Genomic DNA, 15,582 nt, shown 5'->3' with positions numbered 1-15,582 from the left:
CGGGGGGCAAAGTGAAGCGCCGGCACGACGTCGGCGCTTCTTCGACTCGACCCGACGCGAAGCGCCAGGCCCCGCGACCGTCAGGCCATGACGATCGTCTTCGATTCCATGAACGCGGTCAGCCCTTCGACACCGCCTTCGCGGCCGATGCCGGACTGCTTGAAGCCGCCGAACCCGATCGAGAAATCGGTGCGCGGGCCATTGTGGCCGACCGTGCCCGAGCGGATCTGCCGCGCCACGTGCAACGCGCGAGCGGGGTCGTTCGTGAAGACCGCCGCGTTCAGCCCGAACGGCGTATCGTTCGCCATCCGTATCGCGCTGGCTTCGTCGTCGGCGGGAATGACGCTCAGCACCGGCCCGAAGATCTCGTCCTGCGCGATCGTCGAACGGTTGTCGACGTTGCCGAATACGGTCGGCTCGAAGAAGAACCCGCGCGACAGTTGCTCCGGCCGCTTGCCGCCGGTGGCCAGCGTCGCGCCTTCCGCGATGCCCGTCGCGACGAATCGTTCGACCGTCTCGCGCTGCCGTGCACTCGCGAGCGGGCCGGACGTCGTCTCCGGTGCGAACGGATCGCCGACCACGATCTGCTTCGCGATGGCCGACAACGCTTCGACCATCGCATCGTGTTTGGCCCGCGGCACGATCACGCGCGTCAGGCTATGGCAGATCTGCCCGGTGTTGTAGCCGAAATAGGACGGGCCCAGCACGTTCGCCGCGGTTTCGATGTCGTAGTCGTCGAGGATGACCGCGGGCGACTTGCCGCCCAGTTCGAGCGTGACGCGGGCGATCCGGTCGCCGGTGATCGATGCGATCCGGCGGCCGGCGCCCGTCGATCCCGTGAACGTGATCTTGTCGACGCCGGGATGGCGAACCAGTTCCTCGGACACGTCGCGATCGGCCGTCACGACATTGACGACGCCGGGCGGCAAACCGATTTCCTCGCAGATCTCGGCGAACAGGTAGGCCGAGCAGGGCGCTTCGGGCGACGACTTGATGACCAGCGTGCAGCCCGCGAGCAGCGCCGGTGCGGTCTTGTACGCCATCAGGCCGGCGGGGCCGTTCCACGGGATGATCTCGCCGACCACGCCGACCGGCTCGTAGACGCGATAGCCGAGATTGCCCGTTACCGATCGATGTTCCTCGACGAACGGGAACGTCGCGGCCATCGCCGCATACTGGCGGAATGCGCCGCTGATGAATAGCCCGATCCGGGGTTGCGCGACCTTGTAGACGATCCCGGTCTCGATCGCCCAGATGCGCGCGAAATCGTCATTCAGCGCTTCCAGGCGCTGCGCGAACTTCTCCAGATAGCCCGCGCGTTCCTGCGGCGTCATGCGCGGCCACGGGCCGTTGTCGAAGGCGTCGCGCGCCGCGCCGATCGCGCGCTGCATGTCGGCCGACGCGGCTTTCGCCACCGTCGCCACGACTTCTTCCGTCGCGCAATCGAGCACGTCGAACGTTTCCGGAGTGGACGGGGCGACCCACTGTCCGCCGATGTAGAACTCTCGAGGATGCTTGAGTTCGATCGTTCTCTTGGTCATGTCATTCTCCATGGCCGTCATTGACGGCGCTTTCCAGATTCCGGACGGCATCGTCGTGCGTGCCGTCAAAATACGATGACGCCCTTGCCGCTCGTTTGCTGATTGAAGTGAGCGTAGGCGTCACCGGCTTGCTCGAGGCGCCATTCGTCGGTGAACAGCCTGTCGACCTCGACGCCGTGATCGGCAATGAAGTGGGCACACTCCTTCATGCCCGGCTCGGAGAAGGTGAAGGAGCCGATCAGCGTGCGTTGCTTGCCGATCAGGTCCTTCATCGCGTCGATGGTCACGTTGCCGCCGACGGCGACGAGCACCACACGGCCCCAAACCTTCGTGCTGCGAATCGCTTGCGCACGCGGCAATTCGCCGCCCGCACATTCGACCGCGCAGGACACGCCCTGGCCGCCGGTCAGCCGGTGGATCGCGTCGACCGGGTCGCACTGGCTGGCATCGATGCCGTGCGTCACGCCGAACGCCTTTGCGCGCTCGACGCGGTGCGGGTTGATGTCGACACCGATCACCTCGACACCCATCGCGGCCGCGAGCTGGGCCGTCGACAGGCCGACGGGGCCAAGACCGTAGACGGCCAATGTGTCGCGCGCGCTGATATCGAGGCGCAGCAGCGCGCCGTACGCGGTGCCGGTGCCGCATGCGATGGCCGCGCCGCCCTTGAACGACACTTCCTGCGGCAGGTGGACCAGCGACGAGACCGGCACCTTCATGTAGTTCGCATGCCCGCCGTGGCTCAACACGCCGTAGATGCGCGCGCCGTGATCGCAGAGCTGGGTCCAGCCGGTGCGGCACGAGTCGCAGCAACTGCAACCCGCGTAGTGAAACACCATGACGCGATCGCCCACCCGGAACGATTTCGGATCGACTCCGGGGCCCAGCGCGGCCACGACGCCGCACGGCTCGTGGCCGCCGATCACCTGTGCGGATTCCATCCGGTCGCGCATGCCGAGCATGCTCAGCGATTCCGCCATGCCGTGGCGGTAATAGTGAAGGTCGGTCCCGCACATGCCCGATGCCTTCATCTCGATCACGGCTTCGCCGTATCCCGGAACGGGATCGTCGAAATCGAGCACATCGACCTTGCACTCCCCTTGAAAGACCATGCCGCGCATGAAATCTCCTCCGACTGCGTGTTCTTGAGCCGGCGTGTGCGTTTCAGCTCGTGCGCGCAAGGCGACGAGATGCCGATCCTGTTGCGGTGAGCCGGGGCACCACGCGCGGCGTGGTCAATGAATGGTCAATCCGCCGGTCGGACTGAGCGTGGCGCCGGTCAGGTAGGCCGACTCGTCCGATGCGAGGAACGCGACGACCTGGCCGATGTCGGGCGGGGCCGCCACCCCGAGCGGGCAGCCGGCGACGATCTTCTCGTACTGTTTGCGATGCTGCGTCGATACCTGGCTGTCGACACCGAACACGGCTTCCCATGACGGGCTGTCGCGCACCACCGTTACGCACACGCAATTGACCCGGATCCTGTCTCGCGCCAGTTCCTTCGCGATCACCTTGCTTGCGCGGATCAGGCCGCCGGCAAACGTCGATACGGCGGTCTGGCCGGGCGTCGGCACCCGGCCGCCCTCCGACGTCACGAAGATCACGCTGCCGCCGCCCCGAGGGCGCATGTAGGGCAACGCGGCCTGGACCGGGAAGAGTTTCGCGGCCGTATTTTCCGCCACCACCGCCGCGACACGCGCGAGATCGATGTTGGCAAACGGGCCGCGCACGTCGGGCGAGCGCGCTTCGTCGTCGTTGCCGCCGGCATTGGCGACGACGATGTCGATGCCGCCGTGGCGGCGGGCGGTTTCCGCGGCCAGCGCGTCCATGTCGGCCTTGTTCCGCACGTCACCCGGCAGGAAGTCCGCCTGGCCGCCGGTTTGCCGCAGTTCGGCGATGATCGATTCGGCCTTGGCCGCGTTGCGCCCGCTGACGACGACCGTGGCGCCGCGCGCGGCGAGCTGCAATGCAATGCCTTTGCCGATCCCGCCGGTGCCGCCGGTGACGATGGCTACTTTCCCTTCAAGACTGCTCATCGAAAATGCCTTCAGTTCGTTGAAAAAATCGGTCGGACTCGCGTTCCTGGCGTGGCGCGGGACAGTGCCGATCGTGCTGATTGCGTGGGCCGGGCTGGCGAATCGCGCATGACGGACGCGCCGCTGCCTCGCTGTCCGGCTAATAGTAGGGACGCGAAGGCGTCAATTCGAGTGCCGTTTCTCGAATGCCCGGTTGACGTTTTTCGAATCGGTGCGTGATGGTCGCGCGGCCTGGCGTGCCGGCTGTGTGCGGACCGATGTCGACGTTCGCGAGACCGCAATCCCGCGTTCATGAATCGGCAATTGAACGGCGCCAGCCGCGCACCTAGCATGGGCCGTGTCGGTGTTGCTCCGGTGAATGCGCAGCCGGGGCCCGCGTGTGCATGGCGCCGGTGCTGCCCGTGACGGGATCGCCACGAAGCCTGCGCAACGTCGCATGCGAACCGCAGTGTCAGGAGACGACGGAAAAGGAGAGGAGATGAAGGAGGTGTTTCATGAGTCGCGCGCCGGAACGACGATCGGCGCGGGACGACCGCTGGCCGGTATTCGCGTGCTGACAGTCGAGAATTTCATCGCGGCGCCGTTTGCTTCGATGTGGCTGGCGGATGCCGGTGCGGAAGTCGTCAAGATCGAAGCGCGCGAAGGCGGCGATTATGCCCGGAGTACGGATCCGGTCCGGCCGGGCGCTGACGGCCGGCCGAGCGGGCTCGCCTTTCTGCGGACGAATCGGAACAAGAAGAGCGTCACGCTCGATCTCAAGCACCCGGAGGGGCGGCGCATCTTCACCGAGCTTGCCGCGCATGCCGACGTGGTGCTCGAGAATCTGCGGCCGAACGTGATGGACCGGCTGGGGCTCGGCTATGCGGATCTGAGCCGGATCAATCCGCGCCTGATTTACGGCGCCATTTCCGGTTTCGGCCACGATGACATCCTGCCGAGCCCGTACGGCGACTTCCCCGCGTTCGACATCGTGGGGCAGGCGATGAGCGGGCTGATGTACCGCCCCGAGCGCGGCGACGATCGTCCGACCTATCTCGGCTTCTCGCTGGCCGACATCGAATGCGGGATCCTGGCGCTCTACGGCATCGTGCTGGCGCTGCTGCACCGGCACACGACCGGCAAGGGCAAGAAGATCGATATTTCGATGGTCGATGCCTCGTTGATCCTCAACGAAATCTCGGTCGCGATGTACTCGGCGACGAAACGCACGTCGCCGCCCGGCGTGCATGCCGTCACCGCGCCGTTCGGCACGTATCGCGCGAAAGACGGCTATATCGTGATCGCGGTGCTGGGCGAACACATCTGGAAGCGGTTCGCGGAAGTGATCGGCCGGCCGGGCCTGGCCGACGATCCGCGATTCGCCGACGGCATATTGCGCAAGCAGCATGTGGACGCGCTGAACGTCGAGATCGACGCATGGCTCGGCGACCGGTCACGCGAAGCGGCGCTGACGGCGCTGCGCGCAGGCGGCGTGCCGTGTTCGAACGTGAATGACGTACCGGACCTGTTCGAATGCCCGCACGTTGCCGCCCGGAAGATGCTCATGACGCTCGACGATCCGGCCTGGGGTCCCATTCAGGTCGCGGGCAATCCGGTGAAGATGTCGGACGTGCCTGAACCGGACGCGAAGACGCCGCCGGTTCTTGGCGAGCACAGTGCGGACGTGCTGCACGAATGGCTGGGGCTGGATGAACGCGAGATCACGACATTGCGGGACCTGAACGTGATCTGAACCTGCCGGTTCGCGGTGTGCGATCGCGTTGCGCAAAGCGGGCGGCATCGCCGCGACTGCCACGGTCGACCTGTCTTCGATTCCCGATTGACGCACGCCGACCCCCGGCTTAGTCTCTATCGCGCATGCTTGCGATCCGGCCGGGCACGAAGACAGGAGAGGAGAAATGGCGGGGCTCAGTCTCCACAATCTGACGAGGCGCGTCGACCTGTTCACGTTGAGGCTGTTTCTCACGGTCGTGGAGGAGCAGCAGATGCGTCGCGCGGCGGTGCGGGAAAACATCACGCCGTCGGCCGCGACGCGGCGCATTCAGGATCTCGAGGAGATTGCCGGAATCGACCTGTTCGAGCGGTTGCCGGGCGGCATGGTGCCGAGCCCGGCCGGCGAAGTGCTGGCGCGCCACTTGCGTTTGCTGTTCGAGAATCTCGACGTGATGCGCCGGGAGGTCGCCGAATTCACCGAGGGTGTGCGCGGGCAGATCCGCATCAGTTCCACGAGCACGATCATCGTCCATTTCCTCGCGCGGGAGATCGCCGAATTCACGCGGGACTTTCCGCTCGTCGAGATCGAGCTGCAAGAGGACACCAATGCCGCCGTGATCGGCGCGGTCGTGACCGGCAAGGCCGACGTCGCGATGTTCTATGCCACCGCCGATGTCGACCGCGACGCGCTCGACATCATCGAGTTCAGGACCGATCGCCTGGTTGCGGTCTTGCCGCACGGGCACTGTCTCGGCGCGCGCACGAGCGTCACGACTCAGGATCTCGTCGACGAGAACATCATCGGCCTCGCGCCGACGACCTTGCTGATGACGCAACTGCACGATGCGGCATCCGCCCTCGGGCGCGAGCTGCGCGTCAAGTACCGGGTCAGCTCGATCGAGGCGGCGCGCAGCCTGGTCAAGGCCGGCCTGGGTGTGATGATCCACCCCGAAAGCATGCTGCCGGTCGAGGACGTCAACAAGGTAACGCTGGTGTCGCTCGACGAACCGTGGGCATTGCGCCGGCTGTGCGTCGGTATGCGGCGCGGCGACGCGTTGACCGCGGCAACGAGGGCGTTTGTCGCGCAGTTGACTGATCACTAGCAACGCGCTCACTGACGCAGCGGCTTCGACATTCGGTCGGGGCGGCGCGTACGTCGCGTCTTCGCCATCTCGCCGAACGATGTGTTCGCCCCCGATACGGCCGCTTCGTCGAGGCCGTGCCGCCATGACTTCCCGCACGACGAATCTCGCTGAACCCCCCGAGTAACGAAGGTCGAATGCGCGCTTGGCGACGTGCGTCGAACACATTCCCTTCCTCGTAAAAATGGGGGTTTCTATCTCACGAAGCGCGATTCGAATTTGGTCAAACGTCGTTTCGAAATCCGGCACTTGGTCGAAAAATTTCGCCTCCCTATAGTGGGCGAGAACATAAAAAAAGCCCGCTCGACAACGGGCGATCACGAGTAACCAGGAGACGACGTGAACGATTCATCCATTCCCTCTCGCAGCAGCCTGTTCGTAGTACTACTGTGTTTCATGACGATTGCCGTCGACGGCTACGACCTCATCGTGTACGGCGCAACGGTATCGGCGCTATTCGCAGAGCCCGGATGGGGCTTGAGTGCAAGCGGTGCCGGCATGATCGGAAGCTGGACACTGGCCGGCCTGATGCTGGGCCTGTTCGGTGCCGGATCGCTGTCGGACCGGATCGGCCGGCGCAACCTGATCATGGCCGGCGTGCTGTGGTTCTCCGTCGGCTCGCTGCTTTGCGCACTGGCCCATTCGCCGACGCAACTCGGTATCGCCCGTTTCCTCACGGGCGTCGGGCTCGGAAGCGTGGTGCCGTCGTCAGTGGCGCTGACGATCGAGTACGCGCCGAGAAATCGCCGGCAGCTCTACAACGCGCTTGCCCTCACGGGTTATGCGGTAGGCGGCGTGGTCTGTGCACTGCTGGCCATCGCATTGCTGCAGAGCCATGGCTGGCGAGTGCTCTACGGCGCCGGTGCGCTGTACGTGTTCATGCTGCCCGTCATGGTTTTCTTCCTGCCGGAATCGGTCAGTTTTCTCGTCGAACGCAACCGGATGGACGAGGCACGCGAATTGGCGGTCCGTTATTCGATCGATCTCGATCGCGTGCTGGCCGATCACGCGCACCAGCGGCAGCTCCATGCGGCGTCGGTCCATGCGCGCGGCTTCAGGCTCGCGATGTCGGCCGACTGGCGATCGAAGGTGCTGCTGTTTGCGGTTCTGTTCTTTTGCGGGCAGATCGTCGTCTACGGAATGAACGTGTGGCTGCCCACGCTGATGCGCAAGGCCGGCTATCCGCTGGGATCGTCGCTGCACTTTCTGCTGGTCATGCAGTTCGGTGCCGTTGCCGGCAACCTGATCGGGGCGTGGCTTGCCGATCGCGTGGGCGCCCGGAAAATCCTCATTTCACTTTTTCTCGTGTGCGCGCTTTCGCTGCTGGTCATGAGCCAGAAGCCCGGCTACGCGTGGCTGATGCTGGCGGTGTTCGGCGCGGGCCTCGGTTCGATCGGATCGACGACGCTCGGGTACGGCTTCATCGCCGCGTATTTCCCGGCTTCGTGTCGCGGCTCGGCCATCGGGACGGCGCAGGGTCTGGGGCGAATCGGCTCGGTGCTGGGGCCGATGATCGGCGGATGGGTCGTCGGGTCGACCCTCGGGCATCAATGGAATTTCTACGTGTTCGCGATACCGTCCGTCATTGCCGCGATCGTGGTGACGCGGATTCCTAAAGCGGCACGCATCGACGCGTCGTATGCGAAGGCGTGACGTACCGTCGGCGAGATCGTGCGTTCGCACAACATGCGGCAGGGCACAGGTGTACGATCGCGGAGGGCGGCATCGCACGCCGGTGAAACACGGCATCGCTGCCGCAGCAGGCATGGACTGGCTCGACGCGTTGCCATGGCGGGATGAGCGGGCACGAACCCGCGCACCGTGCGGCATGACGCCCGACAACGTCATGAACAAGTGCATGCGAGGAGACATGAGTACATTCAACCGATTGCACCTGATTCGGCAGGTCGATCTGTTCACGCTGAAACTGTTCGTGTCTGCGGTTGAAGAGCAGCAGATCGGCCTGGCCGCGATCCGCGAGAATATCGCTGCGTCAACGGCGACCAAGCGCATCCAGGATCTCGAGGACATCGCCGGCGTCAAGCTGCTCGAACGCGGCCCGAAAGGCGTGTCGCCGAGCCCGGCGGGCGAAGTCCTGCTGCGCTATATCCGCAAGATGTTCGACGATCTGGACGACATGCGATCCGAGATCGCTTCCTTTACCGAGGGCATGCAGGGCGAGCTGACCGTCGCGTCGGCACGGTCGATCATCGTGCCGTTCATCGCGCGTGAAGTCGGCGAGTTCAGCCGCGAGTATCCGCGCGTGGATCTCGTGGTCCAGGAGCTGGAGAACGCGGAGATCGTGCACGCGGTGGCCCGCGGCGAAGCCGATGTAGGCGTATTTGCCGCCGCCCACGAGATCGACCTGGGCGGCGTCGACATCACGCCGTACCGCGAGGACCGGCTGATCGCAGTCGTCCCGAAAGAGCATCACCTGAGCGGACGCGCGAGCGTGACCTTCAAGGATCTTCTACCGGAGAACGTCATTGCCGTCACGGCGATGGTCGGCGTGATGCGTGCGGCCGCGCGGCGTCTGGGGGAGGAATTCAAGCCACGCTACGGCGTCCGGAGTGCGGGCGTCGCGGTCAGTCTCGTCGAGGCCGGGCTGGGTGTGACGATTCAGCCGGAATGCCTGGTCAGTCATGAGCTGTTCAGCCGGGTGGCCGTGGTGGAGCTGGCCGAACCGTGGGCGGTGCGACGCATTCATATCGCGACGGCGCGCGGTCGCGAACAGAATCCGATCGTGCGCGCGCTGGTCAAGCAACTGCTCGACCGGCCGCGCGACTGACGGGTGAATCGGGCGCCAGGCCTGCCGACGCCCGGCATGACTGCCCGGGAACGTCAGCCGAAAGCCGGTCGATCGCCGTCGGTCCCCGGCTTGTTGACGCCGACGTTGGCGTCAACAAGCCTGTCCGGATGTGCGACCAGCTCGGTGACCAGCGCGGCGACGCTTTTGCGCGAAACCTCGGTGCCCTTGAACGGCGCGTCGCGACCGGTGATCTCGTAGCTGACCTCGTCCTTGTCCTGGAGCCACGCGGCGCGAAGGATGGTGTAGTCGGCATCGGATGCCTCGATCAGGTCGGCGGACCGGCGATACGGCGGCAGGTACTGGCCGATTTCCCGGCGGTTCCAGTCGCCGAACTTGCCGGGCACCTCGTCGTAAATGCCGAGGGAATTGACGAAGATCAGCCGCTTGACGTTCGCGGCCTTCATCGCGGCAAGCACATGTTCGGTCTGCACGTCGACGTCTCCGGCCAGGTTGGCATAGACGATGTCCTGCCCGTCCATGATCCGGGGCAGGAGTCTCTTGTCCAGGACGTCGCCGATCACCACGCTCGCGTTGGCGGGTTCGTTGCCGGCCAGCTTCGCAGGATTGCGCACGAGCAGAGTTTGTCTGACGTCCTGGTGCTCGCCCAGCATCTGCACTACCCAGCGGGCAATCTGCCCGCTGGCGCCGAGGATCAATACGTTGGTCATGATGTTTGTTCTGGATTCCGAAAAAATGAGAAACCCGGGACGGGCTCCTCGGCGCAAGAGATGGCCGGTGCGGTCCCCGCAACGGGGATTACAGGTTTTCCTTGTAGAAGGGGATCAGCTTGGCGAGCGCCTTGCCGACCGGCTCCGGCTTGTCATACAGGTCGTAGTGCGACCAGCCTTCGATCACCACCAGTTCCTTCTGCTTCGATGCCGCGCGGCCGATGATTTCGCAACCGTCGCGATAAGCGCCGAACGCACCGACCTGATCACCCACCACCACCATCAGCGGCTGGGTGAGCAGCGTTTCACACAGATGGAACGCGTCCCAGCCCACGGCGACGGCCTGGTGCGAGAACAGCGAGCGGTTGACGCCGTTCGGCGCGCGGCCGCGATCCGAGCGGTAGTACTCGGTCGCGCCGTACACGTCGACTTCCGTGATGCCGGCTTCCCTGGCCGCTTCGGGCGACGGCGGCAGCAGGTCGTCCACGCGCAGCGCCGCGCCGCGCGCTTCCGCGGTCCGTTGCTTCGCCATGGCCTCGAGCGCGGCAATGGGGTTGTAGTTGCTGAACCCTTCGCGCATCAGGCGGCCGTAGTTGGCGCCCGTCACGGTGGCCACCGCCTTGATGCGACGCTCGGTCATCGCCGCATTGATCGAGTAGCCGCCGCCGCCGCAGATACCCAGCACGCCGATGCGCGCTTCGTCGACGTACGGCAGCGTCACGAGGTAGTCGCAGACGACGCGGAAATCCTCGACCCGCACCGTCGGATCTTCGATGTAGCGCGGCTCGCCGCCGCTGTCGCCCTGGAAGCTGGCGTCGAATGCGACGACCACGAAGCCTTCCTTCGCCAGCGCCTCGCCGTATACGTTCCCGGACGTTTGCTCCTTGCAGCTGCCGATCGGATGCGCGCTGATGATGGCGGGGTACTGCTTGCCCTCATCGAAATTCGGCGGGAAGTAGACGTTGGCGGCAATGTCCCAGTACAGATTCTTGATCTTCACACTTTTCATGACAGCTCCTATCAGGGGGCAGTTCGAGGTTCGCCGGGCCGGGTGACGCTTTGGCAACCGGGGCAATGACTCGAATATAGAGAGCCGATTGGCGTTACGAAAGATCGCAATCCGGACTACAGTGGTATTTTGAAATTGACAATGACATCGGCATGGACCCTTCATTGCTTCCGTCGCTCGCATGGTTTGCCCACGTCGCTCATCACCGGAGCTTCACGAAGGCGGCCGCCGAGATGGGCGTTTCTCGCGCGAACCTTTCCCAGAACGTGAAGGCGCTCGAGCGCCGGCTGAACGTCAAGCTGCTGTACCGGACGACCCGCGACATGTCGCTGACCGAGGAAGGGCAGCGGCTCTACGACGTGTGGTATCCGGCGCTGGTCGCCGTCGAGCGGACCGTCGACGCGTTGCACGAGGCGCGCGACGAGCCGACCGGGCTGATTCGCATGAACACGTCGCGCGTCGCCGCCAAGACGCTGATCGAGCCGCACCTGGAGGAGTTCAGCACCCGCTTTCCGGGGCTCGGCCTGGAATTGGTGATGGACGACGGCCTGGCCAACATCGTGGCCGACGGGTGCGATGTCGGCATCCGGATCGGCGAGAGCCTCGCGCCGCACATGGTGGCCGTGCCGATTACGCCGTCGCTGGAAATGGCGGTCGTCGGCACGCCGGCCTACTTCAAGCGCCACGGCAAGCCGGAGACGCCGGCCGATCTGACCCGGCACAATTGCCTGCGATTCCGGCAGGTCAGCGGGGCCATCCATCCGTGGGAGTTTGCGTCGCCGGACGCGTCGGGGCACGGCTTCACGGTGGAGCCGCTTGGCAGCATCACCACCAATGACGACGACGGGATGATCCGCGCGGCATTGCAGGGCGTCGGGCTGATCCAGCACATCGACATCGCTGTGCAGCCGCATCTGGATTCCGGCGCGCTGGTGCGGGTGTTGCAGCCGTGGTGCAAACCGTTCGCCGGCTTTTACGTGTACGCGCCGACTCGTGCGCAAATGCCGATGAAGATCAGGGCGCTGATCGATTTTCTGGTGGAAAAGCGGGAAGCGATCGTGGCTTCCCGCACCCGAGGCGGCCGTGTGAAGCCGGGCGGCCGGTAAGCGGGGCGATCGCAGTCCTGGATCGCTGCGTCACGCCCCATGCAATCACGCTTACGGCGCGACGGATGCGCCGGTGATCCCATGCCGCCGCAACGAATCCGCGACGAAGCCCGACGCCTTCATTTCGTCGACGAACGCATTCAGCGCCGCCGCGGCCGCTTCGCCGCGGCTCTTCGGCACACCCATGGCCTGCCGGATCACCATGAACCGCTCGTCGAGCAGGCGCAGGCCGGGCGTTTTCGCAGCGTCGGCCTCGAGCTGCTGCTTCACGCCCGCCGCCACTTCCAGTTGCTGTTCGATGAAGGTCTGCACGACGGTTTGCGACGTCGGCGCACGCACGATCTGCGCGGCCTTCAGTTCGCGCGTGAGGAACAGGTCGTACGCGCTGCCTTTGCCGACGGTCACGCGGTTGTCGGGCTGGTCGACGTCCGCGTTCGTGCGGATCGGCGACGCGTCGCGTACCAGATAGAACCCCTCGATCAGCACGTACGGTGCCGTGAACGCGACCGTTTCGCCGCGCAGCGGATCCACCGCGAAGAAGCCGAAATCGGCACGCTCGTCGGTCAATGCCTGCACCGATTTACCGGCGGCGTCGAATACGACGAGCTCCAGCTCGGCCGACAGGCGTTCGGCGAACGCGCGTGCGAGATCGATCGACACGCCGAACGGTTCGCCGGTCGCTGGGTCGCGGTTCGCAAGGATCGGGTTGCCGAGATTGATCGACGCGCGCAGCTTGCCGGTCGGCGTGAACGCGGAGAGGACGGAGGGGGCGAGGGGCATGGCAGGCTCGTTGCGGTCGTAGGGTCGGGGTTCGGGGCGCGTCGATGCGCGACGGTGTGTTGGCATCGAGCTTATCACCTGGCTTTTGTCATGGAGCGGCGTCGAGCGGCGCAAGCCTGCCTTCGTCGTCAACCGGGAGACGCGATATATGTGCCTTCACCTCATCTCGTGGCCCGAACACTTATAGACGGGCAAAGGGGCTGCGAGACGCGATTTGATGCGGGGACAGGGGTTTGATTTGCCTGCTTCGCACCAACGGCGGCTACCGGTTGGCCGTGTCGTCGTTCCTCGCCGGCAGCGTCCAGCCGGGAGCGGCGGGCCTTGATCCGCCCGGCAACCGCTAGAATTGCGGTTTTAGCCCGGAATACGTCCATGTCTTTTGCCTCGCTCGGCCTGATCGAACCCTTGCTGCGTAATCTGCAGGAACTCAATTATCAGACCCCCACGCCGGTGCAGACCAAGGCGATTCCTGCCGTGCTTGGAGGCAAGGACGTGATGGCGGGCGCCCAGACCGGCACGGGCAAGACGGCGGGTTTTGCGCTGCCGCTGTTGCAGCGGCTGGTGCAGCACGGCCCGGCGGTGTCCAGCAACCGCGCGCGCGTTCTGGTGCTGGTGCCTACGCGCGAACTGGCTGAACAGGTGCTGCAGAGTTTCGTCGCTTACGGCAAGGGCCTCGACCTGCGATTTCTGGCTGCTTACGGCGGCGTGAGTATCAACCCGCAGATGATGAAGCTGCGCAAGGGCGTGGATGTGCTCGTGGCCACGCCGGGCCGTTTGCTGGATCTCAATCGCCAGAACGCGGTGCAGTTCGATCAGGTACAAACGCTGGTGCTGGACGAAGCCGACCGCATGCTGGATCTCGGCTTTGCGCGCGAACTCAACGCCGTCTTTGCCGCGCTGCCTACCCAGCGCCAGACATTGCTGTTTTCCGCCACGTTTACCGACGATATCCGCGCGATGGCGGCGGGCATTCTGCGCGAGCCGGTCAATATCAGCGTCAGTCCGCCCAATGCCACGGCCAGCAAGATCAAGCAGTGGGTGGTGACGGTCGACAAGCGGAACAAGCCCGACCTTTTCATGCACCTCGTGGCCGAGAACAAGTGGGAGCATGCGCTGGTGTTCGTCAAGACGCGCATTGGCGTGGATTACCTGGCGGCCATGCTGGACGAAGCGGGCTATGCGGTCGATACCATCCACGGCGACAAGCCGCAACCCGCGCGTCTGCGTGCGCTGGAGCGCTTCAAGTCGCGTGAAGTACAGATGCTGGTGGCGACCGACGTGGCGGCGCGCGGGCTGGATATCGACGATCTGCCGCTGGTCATCAACGTGGATCTGCCGATCGTGGCGCAAGACTATGTGCACCGTATCGGCCGTACCGGCCGCGCGGGCGCCAGCGGTGTGGCGGTGTCCCTGGTGTGTGCCGACGAAGCGCCGCAGCTGGCCGCGATCGAAGCGCTGATCAAGCAAACGCTTCGGCGCGAAGAGGAGCCGGGTTTCGAGGCCGAACACCGTGTGCCGGAAACCAGCGCGACGGGCCAGATCATCAAGAAGCCCAAAAAGCCGAAGAAACCCAAAGTGCCGCAAGCCGTGGCCGGTGCGATGCCTGCGCCGGGCAAAAAGCCGCGTCCGCAAAATGGCGAGAACAAGCGCAAGCCCGCGGCACCGCGCGCCGGGGCTGCGGGTCAGGGCAAGAGCTTGTCCAGTGGTAGTCCGTTCAGTGTGCAGAAGCCGCGCGGAAAATCCGCCGGCAAGCCGGCTGCGGGAGCGCGCAAGCCGGCTGGCAAACCTGCTGGTGGCCGCGGAAAGCGCCCGTCTTGATTGGTGGGGATGAGGCGCGCCGGCCATCGAACATGGCTGGCGGCTCGGGGGCTGCTGACAGCCTCGAGTGTGTTGCGTCGACGGGTTGAATCTGCAGCCACGAGCGGCCCGTCGACGCAATTTTCAGAACCACCCCGTCAGGCTGAAAGCGCGAGTTCACGAAGGTCCACCTGGACACGAGCCTGCTGGTGGTGCCGGGGCGGCGGCCAGGGTTAGCGCGGCCAGGACAGATCGGGCGACTGGACGGATTGCCGGGAAACCTGTTCGACTGTTTGCTGCGGCAACAGCGGGCGCGGGCATCGCCGGCGAAGGCCAGAATCTGAACCGCGGCAATTCGCGTTCGCAGCCTGGCGGAATCTTGTCCTGCTATGGGTGCGGCCTTACTGCCATTCACCGGGATGACAGATCACCCAACCCGGAAGGTAGCTATCCATGTCCGTATGACCCCAGCACCAGTCGTGCTGGTGAATGGTCTTCATCACCTGTTCGCGTTCTGCGCAGGCGCTGCCCGGAGCGTATTGGCCGCTAGGCAATAATTTCGGTGCCGGGCCGTTCCGGCATTTGGCATCGACCACTTCTTCCTGATGCATCAGTGCCTGGACGGCAGATGGAATGGTGCGGGCTAACGTGGCCTTGTATTCGATGCAGGCTGGCGCCTTGGGATCGCTGGACTTGCGGGCACATTTGGACTGGAGCTTGTCGATGTTTCTCGACACTTCTGGTGAATACGTTTCGGCGTGCGCGGTAGCAATACATCCAGCAAGCAACAGGTAGGCGGCAAGTGATCTGATCAAAATCATTTCGCGGATGACACGATGTGTTCGGTAGTTCAGGAACAGGCGAATTATGGCATGTGCGCGTTTGCGACGACGCGAGCCGCAATAGTGTTGATGTCCGCACAGAACTGACCCACTAGAGCTGAAAATTTTCATCGAATTTTGACCCACGTGATTGAATGCC

13 protein-coding genes are annotated in these 15,582 nt (G+C 64.7%); 6 read left to right on the top strand and 7 right to left on the bottom strand.

Features of this window, described 5'->3' with window-relative positions:
- Positions 1-80 precede the first annotated feature (80 nt).
- The 3 genes from BCO18175_RS13420 to BCO18175_RS13410 form a co-directional block, all read right to left on the bottom strand.
- Positions 81-1,541, bottom strand: coding sequence for an aldehyde dehydrogenase (locus BCO18175_RS13420; protein WP_174981473.1), 1,461 nt, complete (start codon positions 1,539-1,541; stop codon positions 81-83).
- A gap of 65 nt (positions 1,542-1,606) precedes the next feature.
- Positions 1,607-2,662: a zinc-dependent alcohol dehydrogenase family protein gene (locus BCO18175_RS13415; RefSeq protein WP_174981471.1), complete on the bottom strand. Its 1,056-nt coding sequence runs from the start codon at positions 2,660-2,662 to the stop codon at positions 1,607-1,609.
- Between the two features lie 114 nt (positions 2,663-2,776).
- Complete coding sequence (locus BCO18175_RS13410; RefSeq protein ID WP_174981470.1) at positions 2,777-3,577, bottom strand: SDR family NAD(P)-dependent oxidoreductase; 801 nt, start codon at positions 3,575-3,577, stop codon at positions 2,777-2,779.
- 478 nt (positions 3,578-4,055) lie between these two features.
- On the opposite strand from BCO18175_RS13410, the gene BCO18175_RS13405 reads away from it, so the two are divergent.
- The 4 genes from BCO18175_RS13405 to BCO18175_RS13390 all read left to right on the top strand — a co-directional run bounded on the left by BCO18175_RS13405 (position 4,056) and on the right by BCO18175_RS13390 (position 9,220).
- Positions 4,056-5,309 carry a CaiB/BaiF CoA transferase family protein gene (locus BCO18175_RS13405; protein ID WP_254608060.1) on the top strand — a complete coding sequence of 418 codons (1,254 nt, stop codon included), beginning with the start codon at positions 4,056-4,058 and terminating at the stop codon, positions 5,307-5,309.
- 166 nt (positions 5,310-5,475) lie between these two features.
- On the top strand, positions 5,476-6,393 hold the full coding sequence (locus BCO18175_RS13400) for a LysR family transcriptional regulator (RefSeq protein WP_174981465.1): 918 nt from the start codon (positions 5,476-5,478) through the stop codon (positions 6,391-6,393).
- A 378-nt stretch (positions 6,394-6,771) separates the two neighbouring features.
- Positions 6,772-8,085 (top strand): MFS transporter, encoded by a 1,314-nt coding sequence (locus tag BCO18175_RS13395; protein WP_174981463.1) that lies wholly within the window; start codon positions 6,772-6,774, stop codon positions 8,083-8,085.
- Between the two features lie 217 nt (positions 8,086-8,302).
- Positions 8,303-9,220 (top strand): LysR family transcriptional regulator, encoded by a 918-nt coding sequence (locus BCO18175_RS13390; RefSeq protein WP_174982219.1) that lies wholly within the window; start codon positions 8,303-8,305, stop codon positions 9,218-9,220.
- A 53-nt stretch (positions 9,221-9,273) separates the two neighbouring features.
- Here BCO18175_RS13390 and BCO18175_RS13385 read toward each other — a convergent pair whose 3' ends face one another.
- A complete protein-coding gene (locus BCO18175_RS13385) occupies positions 9,274-9,909 on the bottom strand; it encodes an SDR family oxidoreductase (RefSeq protein WP_174981461.1) in 636 nt (211 codons plus the stop codon).
- A gap of 88 nt (positions 9,910-9,997) precedes the next feature.
- The gene (locus BCO18175_RS13380; protein WP_174981460.1) at positions 9,998-10,918 is read right to left on the bottom strand and encodes an alpha/beta hydrolase; all 921 of its coding nucleotides are present in this window, start codon (positions 10,916-10,918) and stop codon (positions 9,998-10,000) included.
- A gap of 152 nt (positions 10,919-11,070) precedes the next feature.
- Here BCO18175_RS13380 and BCO18175_RS13375 point away from each other — a divergent pair, with 152 nt between their 5' ends.
- Positions 11,071-12,024: a LysR family transcriptional regulator gene (locus BCO18175_RS13375; protein ID WP_174981458.1), complete on the top strand. Its 954-nt coding sequence runs from the start codon at positions 11,071-11,073 to the stop codon at positions 12,022-12,024.
- A 51-nt stretch (positions 12,025-12,075) separates the two neighbouring features.
- Here the strand turns inward: BCO18175_RS13375 and BCO18175_RS13370 are convergent, their stop codons facing one another.
- Positions 12,076-12,804: an ABC transporter substrate-binding protein gene (locus BCO18175_RS13370; protein WP_174981455.1), complete on the bottom strand. Its 729-nt coding sequence runs from the start codon at positions 12,802-12,804 to the stop codon at positions 12,076-12,078.
- Between the two features lie 372 nt (positions 12,805-13,176).
- On the opposite strand from BCO18175_RS13370, the gene BCO18175_RS13365 reads away from it, so the two are divergent.
- Positions 13,177-14,622: a DEAD/DEAH box helicase gene (locus tag BCO18175_RS13365; RefSeq protein ID WP_174981452.1), complete on the top strand. Its 1,446-nt coding sequence runs from the start codon at positions 13,177-13,179 to the stop codon at positions 14,620-14,622.
- A gap of 380 nt (positions 14,623-15,002) precedes the next feature.
- Here BCO18175_RS13365 and BCO18175_RS13360 read toward each other — a convergent pair.
- Positions 15,003-15,582 (bottom strand): hypothetical protein (locus BCO18175_RS13360; RefSeq protein WP_254608059.1); only part of this gene is annotated, 580 nt, incomplete at its 5' end.

Source organism: Burkholderia lata (genome assembly GCF_902499335.1).
GTDB lineage: Bacteria > Pseudomonadota > Gammaproteobacteria > Burkholderiales > Burkholderiaceae > Burkholderia > Burkholderia lata_B.
Note: the sequence above shows the minus strand (reverse complement) of the source record. Positions and strands in the feature narration are given on the sequence as shown.

Bases quoted from the DNA above. Each gene is read 5' to 3' on its own strand.
- BCO18175_RS13420 (WP_174981473.1), bottom strand. From the start codon at position 1,541: ATGACCAAGAGAACGATCGAACTCAAGCATCCTCGAGAGTTCTACATC.
- BCO18175_RS13415 (WP_174981471.1), bottom strand. From the start codon at position 2,662: ATGCGCGGCATGGTCTTTCAAGGGGAGTGCAAGGTCGATGTGCTCGAT.
- BCO18175_RS13410 (WP_174981470.1), bottom strand. From the start codon at position 3,577: ATGAGCAGTCTTGAAGGGAAAGTAGCCATCGTCACCGGCGGCACCGGC.
- BCO18175_RS13405 (WP_254608060.1), top strand. From the start codon at position 4,056: ATGAAGGAGGTGTTTCATGAGTCGCGCGCCGGAACGACGATCGGCGCG.
- BCO18175_RS13400 (WP_174981465.1), top strand. From the start codon at position 5,476: ATGGCGGGGCTCAGTCTCCACAATCTGACGAGGCGCGTCGACCTGTTC.
- BCO18175_RS13390 (WP_174982219.1), top strand. From the start codon at position 8,303: ATGAGTACATTCAACCGATTGCACCTGATTCGGCAGGTCGATCTGTTC.
- BCO18175_RS13385 (WP_174981461.1), bottom strand. From the start codon at position 9,909: ATGACCAACGTATTGATCCTCGGCGCCAGCGGGCAGATTGCCCGCTGG.
- BCO18175_RS13380 (WP_174981460.1), bottom strand. From the start codon at position 10,918: ATGAAAAGTGTGAAGATCAAGAATCTGTACTGGGACATTGCCGCCAAC.
- BCO18175_RS13375 (WP_174981458.1), top strand. From the start codon at position 11,071: ATGGACCCTTCATTGCTTCCGTCGCTCGCATGGTTTGCCCACGTCGCT.
- BCO18175_RS13370 (WP_174981455.1), bottom strand. From the start codon at position 12,804: ATGCCCCTCGCCCCCTCCGTCCTCTCCGCGTTCACGCCGACCGGCAAG.
- BCO18175_RS13365 (WP_174981452.1), top strand. From the start codon at position 13,177: ATGTCTTTTGCCTCGCTCGGCCTGATCGAACCCTTGCTGCGTAATCTG.